The organism is Roseibium polysiphoniae, from assembly GCF_014842925.1.
GTDB lineage: Bacteria > Pseudomonadota > Alphaproteobacteria > Rhizobiales > Stappiaceae > Roseibium > Roseibium polysiphoniae.
Genome location: NZ_JACYXJ010000003.1, coordinates 163,541 through 182,267 on the forward strand (window position 1 = coordinate 163,541; position 18,727 = coordinate 182,267).

Genomic DNA, 18,727 nt, shown 5'->3' on the forward strand with positions numbered 1-18,727 from the left:
GACGAACCCGAGGCCCTAGACAAACCGGAAGTCGTCCTGATGAAGGTTCGAAACGACCACGTTTTGAATGAGGACCGATGTCTCTGCGTCGATCGTGATCGTTGTATCCGTGCCATCATCAGAAGCGGCAGCCAGAACACTCGCTAGATCTGAGAAAACACCGCTCTCGAACTCAATCTCATCATCGGATCCCGCTCCGGCGACAAAGTCGGTGATCGTGTCATGTCCTGTGTCACCAAACGAGAATACGAAAGCATCATCGCCGTCGCCTCCAACCAGATGGTCCGCGCCAGTCCCTCCGATGAGGCGATCCGCACCAGCGTATCCGTAAAGGGTGTCCGCGCCAGCTTGCCCATTGATGGTATTGTCTGCCGCGGACCCCCAAACGACATTATTACCACCACCCATTTCAACGTGCTCGAATGCACCTTGGCCAAGCGAGTATTGGCGATCATCCGTGCTGGTATAAATCAGCGTGTCGATACCAGCATCACCAGAAAACCAGCTGTCATCCGCATCGGCAAATACGATATCATCGCCATCTCCGCCTTGAAGGCTATCAGATCCACTTCCCCCGATCAGCGTATCATTGCCATCATAGGCCTGAATGAAGTCATCGCCAGCCTCGCCATCGAGTATATTGTCGCCTGCAGTGCCGTATATTGCGTTGTCGCCGGAGCCGGCCTTCATATGTTCAAAACCACCGTTATCCAGCGCGTAGTCGAAGTCGGCAGTGCTGGTGAAAATGAGTGTGTCTTCGCCGTCATCTCCGGAAAACCAAACATCATCGGCATCGCCATAGACAGTGTCATCGCCGTCGCCACCCATGAGTGAATCGGACCCAGAGCCGCCGATAAGGGTATCGTTCCCACCATAGCCGTGGATGACATCATTGCCCCCTTCGCCGTCTATGAGGTTCCCGTCGGCGGTGCCCCAAATTGTATTGTTGCCCGATCCGGCAGACATGTTCTCAAAGCTACCTTGATTCATGGCGTATTGCCGATCGTCAGTGCCATCGTAGATGAGAGTATCAACACCGTTTCCGCCGTCGAACCATGTATCTGCAGCGTCGGCATGGATCGTATCGTTGCCATCCCCACCGTCGATTGAGTCCGCTCCAGCTCCCCCAATTAACGTATCATCGCCAGCCAAACCACTGATGGCGTCGTCACCAGCAAGGCCATCAATCAAATCTGCACCACTTGTTCCAGAAAGAGTATCGTTTGAATCAGTCGGCCCTGATACCACCACCTCTACTTCCAAGGTGTAGGTTCCGATATTGGTGTCTGCACCGCGTGCCTCAGCATCCAGGTAGTAGGTGCCCGAGGTTGTCGGTGTAAACTCGATCAAGGCGTCGAGGGATCCGTCATGGTCGTCGTTGAAATCAATTTCGACGCCTGCTGCATCGAACAGCGCCAGGAAGGGATCGCTCAAGGTCCCGCCGGATGTGGCGGCACCCCGCAGGCTGAACTGATAGCTCACGCCTGCTTCCAGTTCGACAGCATACCAGTCATGATCGCCGGCTACGTCAACCGTGCCCGTGATCGAGCCCCCTACTGCAATGGAACTGGCTGTTGCGATCGTATCGCCGACGTCTGTATCAGCCGGTGTAACAATCAGCTCGAATACGCTTTCTGCAGTTGCGGTGCCGTCCGATACGATAACCTTCAACGACAAAGTTCCGTTGAAGTCCTGCGGAGGTGTGCCGGAAAACGCTTGGGTGGCGTCATCGAAGTTGAGCCAGCTCGGCAGTGCCGAACCGTCTGCGAGAGCAGCGCTGTAAATCAACGCGTCACCATCAGCATCCGTGAAAGTGCCAGCAGGCACCGCAAACGACCAGGCCGTGTCTTCCGCTGTGGATTGGTCCAAGATTGCTGCAGCAACAACAGGCGCGTCGTTCTCAGGCGATATTGTCAGCGTGAAGCTCGCCTCCGCTGTCTCGGAACCATCTGATGCGATCACTTTCAGCGATATTGTGCCATTGAAATCTTGCGGAGGTGTGCCGGAAAACGTTTGGGTGGCGTCATCGAAACTCATCCAGCTCGGCAGGTCTGAACCGTCTGCGAGAGCGGCGCTGTAGCTCAACGCGTCGCCATCGGCATCTGTGAAAGTGCCAGCAGGCACCGCAAACGACCATGCAGTGTCTTCCGTAGTCGATTGATCGGAAATCAACGCTGTGACGACAGGAGCATCATTTTCAGCCACCACCGTGAGCGTGAAGTTTGCGTCCACCGTGCCGGTTCCATCCGATGCGGTCACTTTTAATAATAAAGTTCCATTGAAGTCCTGGGGAGGTGTGCCGGAAAACGCTTGTGTGGCGTCATCGAAGCTGAGCCAGCTCGGCAGTGCCGAACCGTCTGCGAGAGCAGCGCTGTAGCTCAACGCGTCACCATCGGCATCTATGAAAGTGCCAGCAGGAACTGCAAACGACCATGCAGTGTCTTCCGCAGCGGATTGGTCCAAGATTGCTGCAGCAACAACAGGTGCATCGTTCTCGGGCGATACCGTCAGCGTGAAGCTCGTCTCCGCTGTCTCAGAACCATCTGATGCAATCACCTTCAGCGATATTGTGCCGTTGAAATCTTGCGGAGGCGTGCCGGAAAAGGCTTGTGTGGCGCCATCGAAGCTGAGCCAGGATGGAAGAGGATCGCCATTTGCAAGGCTCGCACTGTAAGTCAGGACATCGCCATCAGCATCAGCGAACGTGCCTGCCGAAACCGCATAGCTCCAGGCGGTGTCTTCCAAAACGGCCTGATCAGCAATCGCTGTTGCCACGATCGGTGCGTCATTGGTATCACCAACAAGAAGGGTGAAAGTTGTCTCCGCGGCCCCTTGCCGATCATAAGCTGCCACCGTTATTCCGATGCTTCCATTGAAGTCTACCGGCGGTGTCCCGCTGATGGTGTTTGTGGATTGATCGAAGGACATCCAAAAAGGCAGTAAAGACCCATCAGCCAAGGTGGGCTGAATGAAAAGCGTGTCTCCATCCGCGTCGAAGAAAGTATCCGCTGGAACTGTATAGGACCATGGTGTGTTTACCGGCAAGGATTGGGAAGCAATTGGAGTGACGACGACTGGCAGGGTGTTGTTCATATCCGCCAGTGCACGGGATTCGATAGCCTGTACGTCCCAGCTCGTTGTAGCTACATAGTCATCCGCAGCGCCATCATTCAGAAAAACTATTTTCTCAATAGCAGTGGTGTTTCCTAGCGCAAATTGCCCCTCGACAAGGAGGGTTTGCCCGGTCCAGGTATCGGTAATAAGCAGGTCCGTCAGATTGGCACCAACTTTTGATAAAATGACATCTTCTTCTAGAAGATAATAGATCTCCAGTATGTCGAAATCAGATGAGAGGCCCGCGTCAGATATCGTGTCGGATCCAGTGTCGTATTCGAATTTGTAAGTATCCGATCCGATTCCACCGTCTAAAATATCGTCCCCTATGCCGCCAACGAGAACATCATTTCCCGCCCCCCCAGAAACTTGATCATCGCCAAGGCCTCCGAACACTTGGTCATCGCCGACTCCGCCATCTAAGACATCGTTGTCCCTGCCACCATCGAGAATATCACTCCCTTCGCCGCCGGAGACTACATCGTCACCGCGGCCTCCGGACAATTGGTCATCTCCAGCTCCGCCGTCTAAGGTGTCATTGTCATTTTCGCCCTTAAGGCTATCGGACGCCGCCGTTCCAATGATAATGTCATCACCGTCCCCCCCGGAGTAATCAGCGCCTTCGCCTCCAGGACCTGCCTGCAGGTCTGGAGCATCATTTCCGCTGGTCCCGTTGATTGCAGGCAGGGTCGCATAAATATTGAAATCGCCCCAACTGAAGTTCTCGACTGCGAAAGCAGCATGATACCCGGACCAATGGGCGGATATATCTCCTCCAAACTCTGACCCTGTATAAAATACAAACCCGTAGAGCTTGCTAGTAGAAGAGTCTAAATACAAAATATTTCCACCAGCAGTGTAATAGTCTAAGCCATGGGTAGATTTTGCTGTGTAAATGAGATTGCTAAACTCATCAACTCGATGATCCTTTGTTGCTGTTTGCCCGTCATGGTCGTAGGAGAGCGACTTTGAAAAAATTTGCCCATTGCCATCGCTGTCGGAAATAACATCTACATTTTGATACAGGGATAAATCAAATTTTTGCGGATCTCGTCCAACATCAACGTAACTGGTGAGAATGACATCGAAAAACGAATATCCTCCCGAGGCAGATCCCGGAGTTTCCCAATTGCGTTGATCCTCTACAACGTCCAAGCGCTGATAAAAGAGATAGCTGTCAAGACCTTCGCCACCTTCCAGACGATCCTGGATTTCATCATCAAAGTAAGATGGTGTATTTTGAAAAAATACGTCACTTACATTTTGACCTCCAAGCTGACTTCCGGCAACTCCGCCGATAAGCGTGTCGCCACCTGTGCCTCCAAACAAAGCATCCTGTTTGTCAGTGCCAATAACAGTGTCATGTCCGCCGCCAGCAACGTATACAATTCCATTTGTCGTCTTATTATGTTGAGGAAGGTCGAAAGTATAAACTAACGGCCAAACAGCCCCAATATCTGCGGTTTCGTCCGTAACATCGTATCCGCGTGTCGTTGTATAGCTGTGCAGATCGTCACTACCGCTTGTGCCGTAGACGATCATCTTGTCGCTCAATGTAGTAGAGGTAATGCCATCTTCAAACAAATCATCAAATAAATCCTGAATTTCATCTTTTAACAGTGATTGATTATCAAAGCTATACTCAAAAACGCTGTAGTATTGGTCTGTCATTTGCTGATCAGCAAGATAATCTGTGTAGGTATATGTTTTTGCGGTGAGTCCACCTTCTTTGAATACAAGCTCTACAGTTCGACCAATTCCCGAAGGATCTATCGCGCGTTCGGAAGTTTCTTGGGTTAGCTCTGTGGACCCGTCGCTGGACTTGAAATCAAAGTTTTCAGGATCGTAACTGCCTTGCCCTTGGTTTTCTCGGCGCGGTTCCAGATAAAAATTTTCTAGACGCATCGTATATGGATGGCTTGCTCCGGGAGCATTGTTCTTTTCAATTACAAACTTTGCATCATTGTTGATTTGAAAGGCAGTGTTACCCCAGATAAAGACCCGCTCGCCGTAGTTGCCAACCCCATCGTTCCAATCTTTTTGATCAACAGAAAGACCGTAGCTTGAAAACCCAAGAAAGCTAGCGATTTCGCTCTTATTCAATTCTACTCTGTCTGTGCCATCACCTGAGTAGAACGACGTAAATACTTCATTTGCCTCGGCGACGTCGAATGTCATGAATGTACTGATCAAATCAATATTCGACGCGAGTGCAAATCTTCCGGGACCATCCGGTCCGGTCATATAGTCGATAACTTGAACTTGAATGTCAGTGTCGACGTTGTCAGCTCGTATCAAAGTTTCACTTGAAAAGTCTCCAGGAAGGCTTGTAGAACCGTAGAGATATTGGGAAATCACTTGAGAAATATTTGGAAGTGACATTCGCTACTGATCCTTTGAATAACTAAAAATTTGGTAAGATGTGTCGATCACCCGGACACGAGAGAAAACCGGGAAATCTGTCTTGATCTGGCCATCCTTCAGGTATCGGATGTGCACGTCTATGCCGACAAAACCACACTGCCGCTCGAGGAAGCGGGATAAAACAGAAAGCGGTTTTCCATCGACCTCAACCGGGTAGTATCGGCAGCAATCTGGATATTTTTCGAGATATTCTTCTGCACTAGACGCATGCACTTTCGGGTAATTTTCATAGGTGCCATCCTGTCCCGGAATGGCAACGGTGCCCGCTCCACCAGTGTCAAGATAGTGCTCAATAGCCTTCAGGAAAATTTTGTTTTCGTCGAGTTCTTTACAAAGTGTGTTGACGTGAAGAACCTGCTGGACAATCCCAACGGACATCAAAGTGACCGCGGTCAGACCCAGGACAAGTCTCAATCGTTTTGAAGTCATAAGCTAACCAAGTTTGTTCGCATGCGTTTGCCTGTCCAAAAAAGTTTATCGCGTCCCGGCGGATTTGGGACCAGCGCCTGACCTTTAAGGCTACAAGAGATTTACCTGACGCCAGCAAGCAACGCGACAACGGAGCAAGATATCGCCAGCCCCTGGACGACACGTCCGGCTTCAGGTTTGCCATCCACGTCGTCAGACACATCAAGCCTGTAACGAACGACAGACGCCGGTACGAACCAGGACCCACCGGCCCCAGATTACCGCGCAAACGCTCAAAAGGACAATGAAGCTACGCTCAAGGCGACCACCTATGTTCTTCACGGAAAGCCGACTTTCTGCCGCGCAGAATGCAGTTCGATGGTCACTAGCTCTGCCCACAATAACACCGCTCGCCACAAGTCTGAAAACGGGCCTAAACGAGATTCAAGGTTTCGACATTTCCAAGAGAAACTTTCAGAAATAGCTCATAATTGCAATGGCAAAAATATCAATCTTTGCGTGCCATCTCAAAATAGTGCAGAGACACGCCGAAAATTAATTATGTATGCGTAATCAGCGCGTTCATCTTACCTTGCGACTTCCCACTGCATAAGAAGGCCCTCAAGGGTGCCGATAATCTCTGCGTGCAAACCAACGGCGTCGAGCGGCAGAGAAAGCAGTCCGGAAAGCTCCCAATTTCTTAGATCAAAAATTACCGAGCACATGCGTCGTCGATCAGTTTCCTTTTCATTTACACATCTGTAAAAAAAATGATAATCCTCATTTGAGTAATAATAATCAACCATTAGGCGCGTTTCCTCCAGAAGATAGACATTAATACCATCTTTATATTCTGGCTTTTCATTCATTCTATTTAATGTGCTTCTGTAGCTTAGTTCTGGATCGTATCTCCTTTTCAAACTATCTGCGTAATACTGCATTGAGTCCACAAATATGAGCCATTCATTGGGTTTCGGATCAGGGTGTGATTCATCTGGCGGTTGGAAGGGTTTACGTATGGAGTGATTTTTGTCGGGAGCCTTTCCATCAGGTATCCAGAATTGTATGGGCAAATTTGGATGCTCGCGGTGGCAACTTTTCATATCGGGCGAGGGGCGGCCCTTAAAATATTTCCACGGCACTGCGAAGCGGTGCGGTCCGAGGTCGACTAGAAAAAGCCTTGAAGGATCCAGTGACTTGCGCCCGTACCCGACGGGCGGCTCGGGTGGTTTGACACATGGAACATCTATTTTTGCCAGATCCTCCGCGGACAATGCATGGGCATGCTGCGTTGATGTGCCAAGAGCCAGCCAAAAGAGGCCGAGCAATATTTTCAAAGCTTGAAGTTGCCTGATGCTCATTCCGCTATCGTCTTCATCTCAATAGGCCTCATTCTTCGTGCTGGCGCACGCCCTTCTGGGCGCATGGCAAGGCGTATGCGTCACATCCCCTCATACTTCGACATTTCCAAGAGAAATTTTTAGAAATCCTGCATAATTGCAATGGTGAAAATATCAATCTTTGCGTGCTAATTCAAAATGGCGCAGAGATCCGCTGAAAATTAATTATGTATGCGTAATCAGCACGTTCACCGAACTGACATACTCATATCGAACCGGCATCGATAGGTTCTCGGAATAGAACACCTAATCAATAGACACATCCAATCTCCGCGGGCTCTGAGGTCGCCGAAAAGTCAAGAATCCAAGGAGGATGGAACAAGAGGCGCTGGGGTGCCAGCGCGCTCCCATGATCGGAAATGTGTGACCCAAACGAGGAAAGTGATTTTCGAAGGGCTTCGATCAATGAGGCGCAGAGACGACACTGAACGGTTGAACTCATCATGCTTAGACTGGCGCGGCACAAGAGTAATCCTCGATGTCTCAACACAATCGATTTTGATACGTCTTAAAACACGCCAGAATGCGCGCTGGTGGTTTCTGGCGACGGAAGTGCCAACGCCCCCTTCAATGCCCTCCACGCCCATATTTTCGTTTCCGCATATCGGCCAGATTTTCGCGATAGCAATGATACCAATTTCGTCGGAATAGGCTTTTCGGCAAAATGCTTGAAGTCAAACGGCGGATGTAGCTGACGCCGGTTGACGCTTTCAGCAATTTGGCTAGCTTCAGTTTCCTCCATGCGAGAGTGGGCCGGCAATGCTATTTTCCACCCAGATGACCATCGACGATCGCATCCCTTGTCGCCGTCTAGATAGATACCCGTTTGGAAGCAGCTTATTACCAAGTACGGATTTTCCTACAGGAAAGACTTGCTCAGAAACGCCTCTTTTCCGTTAGTCTACGCGTTTCTGAGCAAGTCTTTCGCATTCACCTAGGCCGCTCATGTTACGTCCTCCACGTCCCGGTTTTTCCAGGCTGCCTGGATGTGCCCGACCTGGAGGGGCTCGCCATTGCCCATGGCAATCATCGTGGCCAGCTTCATGGTCTTGTCGATCTGGCGCAGGGCACCGCCCTTCATTCCGATGCCGATCAGAAGCTTGATGCAATCGGGGTCGCTGACATTCCAGCCGGAGATGAAGGTGCGCAGATCGCTCACCCGTGGTTTTTCGCGCTTGAGCCTTTTGCCAAGACGGCTTTTCAGCTGGGCATAGGATGGTCCGTCGTTCTTCTTGGTAAAGCGCCCATAGACTTCGTTGTTGCCGACAAGCGCCACGCCGCACTTGTGAACATCTACAAAGTGCCTGAGCTGATTGATGGCATCATCGACCAGGTTCTGAGCCTCATCGACAATCAGAAGCGACCCGTTGCCAATGCGCTGCAGCTTGCGCCCGATGGCGCGGGTGAGCTTCGCCGGATTGTGTTCTATGACGTCCAGTTCTGCGGCCAGCTCCACCAGCATGCCATGGACGGTTTTCGTCTGAGGTGAGACGGTTGCCAGATACGCGTGCGGGCGGGTGGCGCAATAGTGCCGGCAGGCCTCGGTTTTGCCTGTGCCGGCCCCTTGCGTGATCATGACAAGATCGGAGGTCATCTGCGCCCATGAGAGCGTTTCGATGATTTCCTGGGACATCTGCATCTTCATGAAGCCGGGAGAGGCGGGGATTTGCGAACAGATGTCAGCCTGTTCTTCAATGGCATCCAGCCATTTGCCGACCGCCAGGTTCTGGTTGTCCAGTCGCCCGGAGTATTTGCCTGAATACCAGGTCGAGAAGGTTCCGCTCGGCATGCCGATCCGGCGGGCAACTTCGCCCATGGACCAGCCATTTGCACGGGCGACCTCGATCACCCGGTCGACGAGGCCCCACCAAAGGTCGATGTCATGGGTTGTGCGGTTCGTGCCGAGGTCCGGGCCGGTGACCGGACGCTCCCAGCTGGTTTTGCGGAAGGGTGCAGCGCCAGACCTGGCAACATCCGGGGAGCTGCTCCCGGAAACTGGGGAATGTGTGTTCATCAACTGGTCCCTTAACGTTCGCCGGACCGTGTCCGGTCATGGTTTTTGGGAACCGTACGCAAGACTATTCGGCTCAATTTGATTGGATGCTTCGTCTGACGATTGATCGCTTTCCGGATCAAAAGCCGGGTCATTGATGTGGTCGATGGGGCCGGAACCGCGCACCAGCTTGAGCGCCCGGGCAAAGCTGTGCTCGACAGCTTCATCCTGGGTGCCCTCATCTGATGGCGGTCTGTGCACAGCGGTCCGGATGTTCAGCTCCGGTACCAATCTTGGAATGTTGGGTGTTTTCTGCTCGGAAGATGCATCTTCAGAAGCTTGCCTGGACGCGTCCTTCGGAGCGCCCTTGGCGTAGATATCTGCCAGCTGGGCAGCGCTGAGCGCGGCATGTGTGCGGCGCTCCTGATTGACGGCCTTGGTCCAAGCGCTGCGCGAGCGCTCATGGACGCGGGCGGCATCGACATCATGAAAGCCCGTGTCGGCCACGCAGTCTGCTTCACAGATCAACGCATTGGTCAGGTCATAGACCTTGAGGGGCCGGGTCAGGTGGTCCGGATCGAAGCGGATGATGACGCGCTTGCCCGCATGGGCGGTCAGCGCTGGGTGCCAGAAGCGGTTGCCATAAAGATGGATCTCGCCATTGCCCTTGCGCGCCTTGAAGGCTTCGGATGCCAGCAGCCACAAGGCCCGCTGGGCATTGGTCGGCCAGCGCACGATCGTTGCAGGATCAGCCAGGCTGGCCTCGAAGGTCTCTTCAAAGGATCGTCCCGCGCAGTTGGCAGCCTTCCGGCCAGCGCGCAGATTATGCTCGTGGATTTGGCCATCGACGTGGAGCTTGAGGTCTTCGAAGGGAACGGCCCGGCTGGCGTAATTCTCAGGCTTGGCGTCGGGGCTGTTGCCCGTATAGGCACCGGCGCAGGCCGGATGCCTTGCAATGTCATCGGTCAGATCGCGGAACGCCCGTTCGATCGGCTTGGATTGGCCGGAAAAGGGCTTGGTCCAGGAGAGGTCTATGCCGAGCGCCACCAGAAGCCCGCGCGGGTCTTCTTCGCGCACCTTGAAGCGGTAGCGGGTCTTTGCCCCGCCGGTGATCCACTTGGAGGCAAAGGCGCGGCCATTGTCGAGGGTGATCTTGTCGGGAATGCCATAGCGCTCGACCATGTCGCCGATGGTCAGTCGCACGGTTTCCTTGTTTTCGGTTTCCGCCAATCGCCAGGAGACGAATTTGCCCGAATAAAGATCCTGCAAAGCCACAAGACAGGGGCGGATGATGTCGCCGTTTGGCATGCGCGCGAAGACGTCCAGCTTGTGGCCGTCCATGTTGACCGCTTCCATGGCGTGAAGGTGATGGCGGGTTCTGCGTTGCGGCGGGTAAAGCGCCTTGGCCTTGTCCCGGCCCTCGCGCGCCAGAACCTGGACGGCACGGGGAACCTCAGCATCGAGACGCCGGCGCAGGGAGCGTTCCGAGGGGATCTTGCCCCAGTCGTACTCGCGGGCAACGGACACCACGCGCCGATAGCAGGCGGACAGGGATGGCTGTTCCGGGCGCAGGTAATCCGACTTGAAAGTGTCCCAGGCGTCCGGATGGCACTCGGCCCGGTCCTGGCTTTCTGAGGCAGAAGGTTTGGGTGCAAGAGCCGCCAGCCAATCCTCGCGCGCCTTGCCCTGGATCTGGCCAAGCCAGGCATAAAGCGTGGCGGTGGCAATGCCCGCCCGTTTTGCGGCCATGCGCATGGCAGCGGTCTGGGTCAGGCCAGCGGATTTAAGATCCTCGACCTCCTGAAGTGCGTTCAAACGGTCCTGACACAAGGATTTGTTGGTGTCTGAAAGCGCGTCATAGCGTTTCCAGAGATCCTTCCGGCGCCTCAGCGCGTTCTTGTCTTCGTCGTCTGAAGAAGGTTCGCTGATGATGGCCAGGCGAAGCTGGGCGGGCCTGGGCAGCAAAGCGATGTGATACTCGAGACCGCCACCGCGCCCCTTGCGCTTGCGGGCATAAAGCGGGTTGTCCCTCCAGCCCTCAGCCTTTGCCACGGCTTCCAGTCCCTGGCGGGTTTGCGGCAGATCCGGCAGATGGGCTGCGGCAAGCTCGGAGAGGGAGAACCAGCTGATCATGAGGTGCTGCTCCCCCCGGTGTTGTGTCGTCTGATCACCACGGGCACCGAGCGGAGCGTCTTGAGCTGTTTGACCAGATCCTTTTGCTCCTGTTGGAGCCGGGCGATCTCTGCCAGGCGCGCTTCGTCGCCTTCAAGAACCAGCAGACCATCTTCCGAGACGATCATGTCCCAGAGCCAGTTGGCTCCGGTCGCCCGGACAAAGGCCTTGAACCGCACCAGAGAAATGTCGTGGCGTGCTTTGCTCTCGGCGGTATAGGCATCAAGCGTTGCCTTGGAGAGGTTTGGCAGCCCGAGATATTGCGCCATGCGCGCGGCAATCACAGGGCGATCATGGGGGCATTCGCGGATGGCCTGCGCCATGGCGCGTTTGATCTTCGAGCGGAAACGATCGAGATCGATGGTTGCCGTTGCGACCCGAACTGGAAACAGGGCTTCCTGGAAGAGGTCAAACTGATCGGGATGAGGCTTGTTGGGTTTGTGGGTCATTCGGCCGCCTCTTGCATGGAGGCCTCATTCACCACGGCGTTCCTGATGCCGATGTGGTCCAGAAACCGGGCTTTGGTCAGCTCGCTGGCCTGATCCCAGGCCGCAACCAGAGCGCCGAAGGCTTGCGTTTGAAGGTCAGGCCGCTTTGGCTTCGGGCGATCATCGATCGCTGCAAGCACCTGCCGTAGGTCCGGCTCTTGCTCGAAGGCCTGGGCAGCCTGTTTCTGTTTGGCAGGCTCCATCTTCGCCAGCTTCAGCAGCGCTGACTGGTTGTCGGCAACAGCTGTGCCGCGCACGGCAGTTCTCAGATCCGCATGCAGATGCTGCGAGATCTGGTTGAGGCGCTTGATGGTCTTCGGGTGCAGGCCGAGACGCTTGGCGGTGTACTCTGAGAAGGGAAGTGAATTAGGGACACCTTGTCCCAATTTCTCAGCAGTGGGTCGGCCAACTTCTATTTTGCCATTTCTGGCTTCCCAGAGTTCCCGGTACTTCAGAACAAAGACTGCGCGGTCGATGACCGACAATTCGTTGCGGTGAAGGTTCTCGCTGATCTCGAGAAGCTGGGCTTCGGATTGGTCCGCTTTGAGGACAACGCAGTCGATGGCCTCAAGGGCCAGGAGTTCTGCAGCGCGCAGGCGATGCGCGCCAGCAACAAGGGTATAACTCCCCCCTTTGGCGCGCGGCGTTGCGCGCACTGTGATCGGGTTCAACAGGCCGTATTCGGCAATTGATCCGGCGATCACCAGCGCATGATCTTCTTCGATCTCTCGCAGGCGGTCAGCGACAATGATCTTTGCAAGGGGAAGGGACTTGAACTCGGCCATTACGCGGCCCCCAAATTCAGTGAAGCGGGACAGGTGAGGTCTGGTTCCAGCTGGAACTTGAACAGCATGTCGGCGGTCTCGGCGATCTGGCCGTAGTGAGCTGCGAAGACCGCGCACTCCAGTCGCGCGTTCACGGTGCTCAGTGCCCGGTTGACCGCCTCACGGGAGCGCTCCTGCATCTCGACGACGCGTCGCTTTGGAATGTTGAACTCGGTGATCATCAGGTGCAGCACGACTTGACGTGCGAGCGCTGCATCGAACCAGTCATGGGGCGGCTCGATCACCGCGTCGACACTGAGATGCGGGAAGCCGCCGCGGGTCGCTGAAACACAGGCAAAGAACACTGCGTTCAGGATCTCGTGCTGATCATGGAGGTTCAGCATCGAAAACCTCCCCTTGTGAAGTCAGCGCGCCTGTTCGGCGTCGGAAGAGAACAGGCGCGCTGGTCCCCCACAGCGGGCGGATACGAGATACTGTGCCCAAACTTGAGGGAAACCAGTTCGAGAAAACCGGACCAGAGCGAAACCCTGAGGGACAGAAGCGCACTCATTGGCTCGCTGCCCGGATCAGATGTGACGTGGCAATGAGAACCGATAGGAAGCCGCAGCCGATCGCCCCAAGCATGAAGGCGGTTTCGCGCCAATGCGCGGTCTTGTGGCCAGTTCCTTGAAACGGATGATGCATCGCATCCAGCGTGTCGAATTGGACAGCGGGTTTCGGCGTTGCATGGGGCAGGCGAGGTGGGCAAACTCGGCTTGTTGCTGCAGGTGCTGTTGAAGCCGCTGCGTCCGAAACGGGAGCTGCCGTATCATCGGGGCGGGCCACTTTACGCGGCCTTGGTTGCTGCGGTGCCAGAGGAAGAGCACTCAGAGCACTTCTTCGGGCTAGCAGACTCAGCTTCGTATTTGGTAGACAGAATGCGGGATGTTCGAATGGGGTAGCGGTCCGGAAAGAGAACCTCGACCGGTTCGCCAAGAAACTTGGCCAGGGCTGCTTCTGCCTTGCGATGGGTTCTTGACCAGACACCCCGGAATGATTTGGGATTAATGCCTTCTCGCTCTGCGAGAGCCGTCAGGGTCATGCCCTGACGATGCAATTCGGCTTTGATGGCGTGTTTATCCCATAGTTTTCCGGTCATCGGATATCTCCGGCGGCGCCGGCCTGTAAAAACAGACGGCCTATGTCGAGGTGAAAACGCAATCGCGGGCTGCATGTGCTGCCTGCTACAATTTTTGATAAACAACATTCGCGCTTTTGTAAAGCGCAAATGTAGTCTTTGGTGATTTTTGTGGCTAGACCGGAGAGCGAACCCAAAACTGATTTAGGTCGGCGGCTTCGTGACGTGCGTAAAGCCTGCGCTGTGCCCGATCGTGAGGCTTTCGCGAAGATCCTTGCTGTGAGCAAGAACTCAATTGCGCACTACGAGCGCGGGGAGCGAACCCCAGATGCCTCAGTTCTCGAAGCTTATCTTGATCGCTTTGGTGTAAACCTGAATTGGCTGATATCCGGTCACGGCCCAATGTTCCTGGACGGTGCGCCGCCCGAGCCGGGCGGATCCTCAACTGACGACGGCAAGCCGACGGTTCAATCCGGCATCTTCAAGGAAACCAGCAAGCTGGTTCACGAGAGCCACAAGGCGAAGGGCGTGACCCTGCCTTCTGATGCGCATCTGGCCGAGACTGTGTCCCGCTACAATGAGTTGGTGGCGGCTGCCAGGAACCCTGCCGATGAGGGCGAGCTTAGGGCGCTGTTCCCCTGGCTTGAGCTAAGAATTTCGCAGGATCTGGAAGAAGCCCAGAACGCGCCAGGCTCCGGCAAACGTTCGGGCTGATGTTGATCAGAGATTGTAATTTTTAACATTGCAATTATTACTATATTTTAAATAGCGCGCCGGACCTTCCTGCCGAAACTCAATGATCGTTCAGGGGAAGCTTGGCCAGGATCTTGTGTGCCTCGACCATGTGTTTTCGGGCAAGGGTCTCGGTGGTGCCCGTGACCCGGGCGACCTCCCGAAACGACATTTGACGCATTGTCCTGAGCCAAAGCGTTTGAACCAGGACTTCTGAATGACGGGCGTCGACATCCAGATCTTCTGCATTTGGCTGGTTCTCTTCGCAAAAGCCCGGAAGAGAACTCAACCGGGGCGTGGGCTGGTATCGAATGGCGAGAATGCTCATATCAATTCCAATCCTTTAAAAGACACCGACAGCCCTTCAGCGACGATGATGTGGTCATAGATCGAGATGTCAAAGACCTCCGCCGCCTCCACAAGCCTGTGTGTCATCAAGATATCGGCTTGCGACGGTGTGGGATCGCCTGACGGATGGTTGTGAACGAGGATGAGTGCTGATGCGTGATGCAGGAGCGCGCGTCGCATAACTTCCCTGGGATAGACCGGCGTATGGTCGACGGTTCCCTCCTGTAAAACCTCGTCGACAATCACTTCATTTCTCTTGTTCAGAAAAACGACGCGGAACTGTTCGCGGCGCAGATTGCCCATCGCTGTTTGAAGGTAGGTGAGAAGATCCGTCCAGCACTCGATCACGCATCTGTTGGACACCTCGGCACGGGTGCATCGCAAGGCACACTGGCGCGCAATGACAAGTATGTCTGCAAGACGCTGGTCTACGCCCTCAACTTGCAAAAGTCTGTGCCGTGCTGTGCTGAGGACGCCCGGCAGGGACCCAAAGGCCAGAAGAAGATGGCGAGCGATCGCATGAGCGCCGTCCGAGCTGCAGGCCGGCTCCAGGAGAAGGGTTAGAACGTCGAGGTCGGTTAAGGCGTTCGCGGTTGATTTTCGGCATCTGAGCTGAAGTTCAAACCTGGAACTGAAGTCATGCTCTAATGCCAGCAGTTCATTTGCCGTCGCGTGCTGTCTCCAAACCTCATCCGACACCAGACGCCCCCCAACTCACACCGCAACTGCCGTTTTAGCCCCACAGCAATCGCTCTACTTTTAAGTGTATATTGACGAGATTTTTAAGAAGTACAACTTAAAATTGCCGTACAGTTACATGCGTCATTTGGAGTCGATAAAAATCGGAATGGCGCAGAATATTATCTGGCCGCCGGTCACATAGCCATGTGAGGCGAGTCCGGAGGAGAGAAGATTTTATCGGCGCGGCGAACGCATATGGCAACTGAAGATGAGCAGAGCTACGAGCAATTTGTGAAGGCGTTTCGACGTTATTGCCTCATGCGTCGCCAGCTCACGGTGTTTCAGTCAAAATCGAAGGACGCCATCCGGGACCAGCGATACAGCGACGCTGAATATTGCATTGCCTGGATCGAAAACCTGGAAGTGAGCGCCGACGATCATCGGGAAAGAATGCTTGATGCATTCGACGAGCTCGAGGTGGTTGCACAGGCGGAAATCGTCTGTTTGTTGAAAACTGCAGTCAATCGGCAGCTTCAAGTGTAGAGCCACTAAGTTCCAGAATGGAGTTATCGGAGATAGCCTTCGGCTCGGAACGGATCTTCGCTTGCCAATAGAAATGCGGCAATGCGGCCAAGCTAACGAGTCATCTGATTTAGGATTGTAATCCGGCAACTGTGGTCGTTTGATAGTATGACGATTGCTAAGGTGATTAGGTTACCAATGATGGATGAGCGTGGCAGCGTTGAGCTTGCTGAAGCGACCGACGATTATATCGATATAGCTATTGTGCAGATGGCACTTTGCGATGACAAAGACCGTAGGCTTTTTGAGAAAGACTACAGGGTCGGAGGCGAGATTTGGCGGGTGCACAAATTCGACGCCGACCCGTTTCTTTCAAATCCTCATGCTCACTGTATCGACGGCAGCAAACGATTTGTGGGCCTTAAAATGCATCTCGGAAATGCGGAATTGTTTCGCGGCGCCAACTCGACTGGTCGATTTCTCGACAAGAAGCAATTCGAAAGCCTGATCAACCTCATCCGTCCAAAGTTCCCTGACATAATTTTTCCGTTAGAAAACAATTGAGTTTGCGGCCTAAATCGGACGTTCATCTGCCAAAACGATGCTGCTGCGCAATCCGCCGAACCCATCTTATCGTACCGTTGAAGACCTTTTCCGCAAGATGCCGTCAGTGCAGAAAAATTGCCATTGTCTAGGGGTCGCACCACATCACCAATTCCTGCGGGCGATAGCCTGCAAAATGACTGAACTTCTCCCCTTGGAGATCGCGTTTTTTAGTTCGCTCTTTTTAGGGTAGTGGGTGTCTACGGATCTCGGGGCTATTCGCTTCGCGTACGTGAGAGCGCGCGCCTCTTGTTGATCTGGGCGGTAGCTAGGGTCTTGAGGAAGTTTGGCGGGGTCTGGTCGCCCAGGTCGCCCTTGAGTGCGGTTATGAGGCTAATGGTCTGGTCGAAGGCGTCGACCGCCCGATCCAGCTTCTGCATACTCTGAAGCGCATTACCCATGTTCATATAGGCGGTAGCGAGGGAATTGAGGAAGCCCGGCGGGGTCTGGTCGCCGAGGGTGTCCTTGAGGGCGATCCTGAGGCCAATGGCCTGTTCGTAGGCGTCGACCGCCTGATCCAGCTTCTGCAAACCTTGAAGCGCATTGCCCTTGTTCATATGGGCGGCAGCGAGGTCATTGAGGAGGCCCGGCGGGGTCTGGTCGCCCAGGTCGTCCTTGAGGTCGGTCATGAGGCCAATGGCCTGTTCGTAGGCTTCGACCGCCTGATCCAGTTTCTGCAAACCTTGAAGCGCATTACCCATGTTCATATGGGCGGTAGCGAGGTCATTGAGGAAGCCCGGCGGGGTCTGGTCGCCGAGGTTGTCCTTGAGGGCTCTCCTGTGGCCAATGGCCTGTTCGTAGGCGTCGACCGCCCGATCCAGCTTCTGCATACTCTGAAGCGCATTACCCATGTTCATATAGGCGGTAGCGAGGGAATTGAGGAAGTTCGGCGGGGTCTGGTCGCCCAGGTCGCCCTTGAGGGCGCTCCTGAGGCCAATGGCCTGTTCGTAGGCGTCGACCGCCTGATCCAGCTTCTGCAAACCTTGAAGCGCATTGCCCTTATTCATATGGGCGGCAGCGAGGTCATTGAGGAAGCCCGGCGGGGTCTGGTCGCCCAGGTCGTCCTTGAGGTCGGTCATGAGGCCAATGGCCTTTTCGTAGGCGTCGACCGCCTGATCCAGTTTCTGCAAACCTTGAAGCGCATTGCCCATGTTCATGTGGGCGGCAGCGAGGGAATTGAGGAAGTTCGGCGGGGTCTGGTCGCCCAGGTCGTCCTTGAGGTCGGTCATGAGGCCAATGGCCTTTTCGTAGGCGTCGACCGCCTGATCCAGCTTCTGCAAACGCTGAAGCGCATTACCCATGTTCATATGGGCGGCAGCGAGGTCATTGAGGAAGCCCGGCGGGGTCTGGTTGCCCAGGTCGCCCTTGAGGTCGGTCATGAGGCCAATGGCCTTTTCGTAGGCGTCGACCGCCTGATCCAGCTTCTGCATACCCTGAAGCGCAGTACCCTTGTTGATCTGGGCGGTAGCTAGGGTCTTGAGGAAGTTTGGCGTGGTCTGGTCGCCCAGGGTGTCCTTGAGGGCGGTTATGAGGCCAATGGCCTTTTCGTAGGCGTCGACCGCCTGATCCAGCTTCTGCAAACCCTGAAGCACATTACCCTTGTTGATCTGGGCGCCAGCGAGGTCATTGAGGAAGCTCGGCGGGGTCAGGTCGCCCAGGTCGCCCTTGAGGTCGGTCATGAGGCCAATGGCCTGGTCGTAGGCGTCGACCGCCTGATCCAGCTTCTGCAAATCCTGAAGCACATTACCCTTGTTGATCTGGGCGCCAGCGAGGTCATTGAGGAAGCTCGGCGTGGTCTGGTCGCCCAGGGTGTCCTTGAGGGCGGTTATGAGCTCAATGGCCTGGTCGTAGGCGTCGATGGCATCGCGGAAGTTGAAGCTTTTTTGTTTTAGGTCGGCAACGAGCCCCCACGCATGGGCCTTCAAAATTGTTCCGTTTGT

General features: G+C 54.6%; 16 protein-coding genes. 3 read left to right on the forward strand and 13 right to left on the reverse strand.

What is annotated here, in order from left to right; all coding sequences use genetic code 11:
- Window positions 1–15: 15 nt before the first annotated feature.
- The 10 genes from IG617_RS07770 to IG617_RS07815 all read right to left on the reverse strand — a co-directional run bounded on the left by IG617_RS07770 (window position 16) and on the right by IG617_RS07815 (window position 13,922).
- Window positions 16–5,496 (reverse strand): putative Ig domain-containing protein, encoded by a 5,481-nt coding sequence (locus tag IG617_RS07770; protein ID WP_192108672.1) that lies wholly within the window; start codon window positions 5,494–5,496, stop codon window positions 16–18.
- Window positions 5,497–5,499: 3 nt separating this feature from the next.
- Window positions 5,500–5,916: a hypothetical protein gene (locus IG617_RS07775; protein ID WP_192108673.1), complete on the reverse strand. Its 417-nt coding sequence runs from the start codon at window positions 5,914–5,916 to the stop codon at window positions 5,500–5,502.
- Window positions 5,917–6,533: 617 nt separating this feature from the next.
- A complete protein-coding gene (locus IG617_RS07780) occupies window positions 6,534–7,307 on the reverse strand; it encodes a hypothetical protein (RefSeq protein WP_192108674.1) in 774 nt (257 codons plus the stop codon).
- Between the two features lie 982 nt (window positions 7,308–8,289).
- On the reverse strand, window positions 8,290–9,360 hold the full coding sequence (locus IG617_RS07785) for an AAA family ATPase (protein ID WP_192108675.1): 1,071 nt from the start codon (window positions 9,358–9,360) through the stop codon (window positions 8,290–8,292).
- Between the two features lie 36 nt (window positions 9,361–9,396).
- Window positions 9,397–11,472, reverse strand: a complete 2,076-nt coding sequence (locus IG617_RS07790; protein ID WP_192108676.1) for a transposase domain-containing protein — start codon at window positions 11,470–11,472, stop codon at window positions 9,397–9,399.
- The gene (locus IG617_RS07795) at window positions 11,469–11,960 is read right to left on the reverse strand and encodes a hypothetical protein (protein WP_192108677.1); all 492 of its coding nucleotides are present in this window, start codon (window positions 11,958–11,960) and stop codon (window positions 11,469–11,471) included. The genes IG617_RS07790 and IG617_RS07795 overlap by 4 nt, the downstream gene beginning before the upstream one ends.
- Window positions 11,957–12,784: a ParB N-terminal domain-containing protein gene (locus IG617_RS07800; protein ID WP_192108678.1), complete on the reverse strand. Its 828-nt coding sequence runs from the start codon at window positions 12,782–12,784 to the stop codon at window positions 11,957–11,959. The genes IG617_RS07795 and IG617_RS07800 overlap by 4 nt, the downstream gene beginning before the upstream one ends.
- Complete coding sequence (locus IG617_RS07805; protein ID WP_192108679.1) at window positions 12,784–13,167, reverse strand: hypothetical protein; 384 nt, start codon at window positions 13,165–13,167, stop codon at window positions 12,784–12,786. Before IG617_RS07805 ends, IG617_RS07800 begins: the two co-directional genes overlap by 1 nt.
- A 163-nt stretch (window positions 13,168–13,330) precedes the next feature.
- Window positions 13,331–13,609 carry a hypothetical protein gene (locus IG617_RS07810; RefSeq protein ID WP_192108680.1) on the reverse strand — a complete coding sequence of 93 codons (279 nt, stop codon included), beginning with the start codon at window positions 13,607–13,609 and terminating at the stop codon, window positions 13,331–13,333.
- Between the two features lies 1 nt (window position 13,610).
- Window positions 13,611–13,922: a helix-turn-helix domain-containing protein gene (locus tag IG617_RS07815; RefSeq protein WP_192108681.1), complete on the reverse strand. Its 312-nt coding sequence runs from the start codon at window positions 13,920–13,922 to the stop codon at window positions 13,611–13,613.
- 150 nt (window positions 13,923–14,072) lie between these two features.
- Here IG617_RS07815 and IG617_RS07820 point away from each other — a divergent pair, with 150 nt between their 5' ends.
- The gene (locus IG617_RS07820; RefSeq protein ID WP_338109954.1) at window positions 14,073–14,615 is read left to right on the forward strand and encodes a helix-turn-helix domain-containing protein; all 543 of its coding nucleotides are present in this window, start codon (window positions 14,073–14,075) and stop codon (window positions 14,613–14,615) included.
- A gap of 79 nt (window positions 14,616–14,694) precedes the next feature.
- On the opposite strand, the gene IG617_RS07825 is transcribed toward IG617_RS07820, so the two are convergent.
- A complete protein-coding gene (locus IG617_RS07825; protein WP_192108683.1) occupies window positions 14,695–14,961 on the reverse strand; it encodes a hypothetical protein in 267 nt (88 codons plus the stop codon).
- On the reverse strand, window positions 14,958–15,680 hold the full coding sequence (gene radC, locus IG617_RS07830; protein WP_209008350.1) for a RadC family protein: 723 nt from the start codon (window positions 15,678–15,680) through the stop codon (window positions 14,958–14,960). Before radC ends, IG617_RS07825 begins: the two co-directional genes overlap by 4 nt.
- A gap of 237 nt (window positions 15,681–15,917) precedes the next feature.
- Here radC and IG617_RS07835 point away from each other — a divergent pair, with 237 nt between their 5' ends.
- Both IG617_RS07835 and IG617_RS07840 read left to right on the forward strand, forming a co-directional pair.
- Window positions 15,918–16,205 carry a hypothetical protein gene (locus IG617_RS07835; protein ID WP_192108684.1) on the forward strand — a complete coding sequence of 96 codons (288 nt, stop codon included), beginning with the start codon at window positions 15,918–15,920 and terminating at the stop codon, window positions 16,203–16,205.
- A gap of 177 nt (window positions 16,206–16,382) precedes the next feature.
- Complete coding sequence (locus tag IG617_RS07840; protein WP_209008351.1) at window positions 16,383–16,748, forward strand: hypothetical protein; 366 nt, start codon at window positions 16,383–16,385, stop codon at window positions 16,746–16,748.
- A gap of 254 nt (window positions 16,749–17,002) precedes the next feature.
- Here IG617_RS07840 and IG617_RS07845 read toward each other — a convergent pair whose 3' ends face one another.
- Window positions 17,003–18,712, reverse strand: a complete 1,710-nt coding sequence (locus IG617_RS07845) for a tetratricopeptide repeat protein (protein WP_192108686.1) — start codon at window positions 18,710–18,712, stop codon at window positions 17,003–17,005.
- Between the last annotated feature and the right edge of the window lie 15 nt (window positions 18,713–18,727).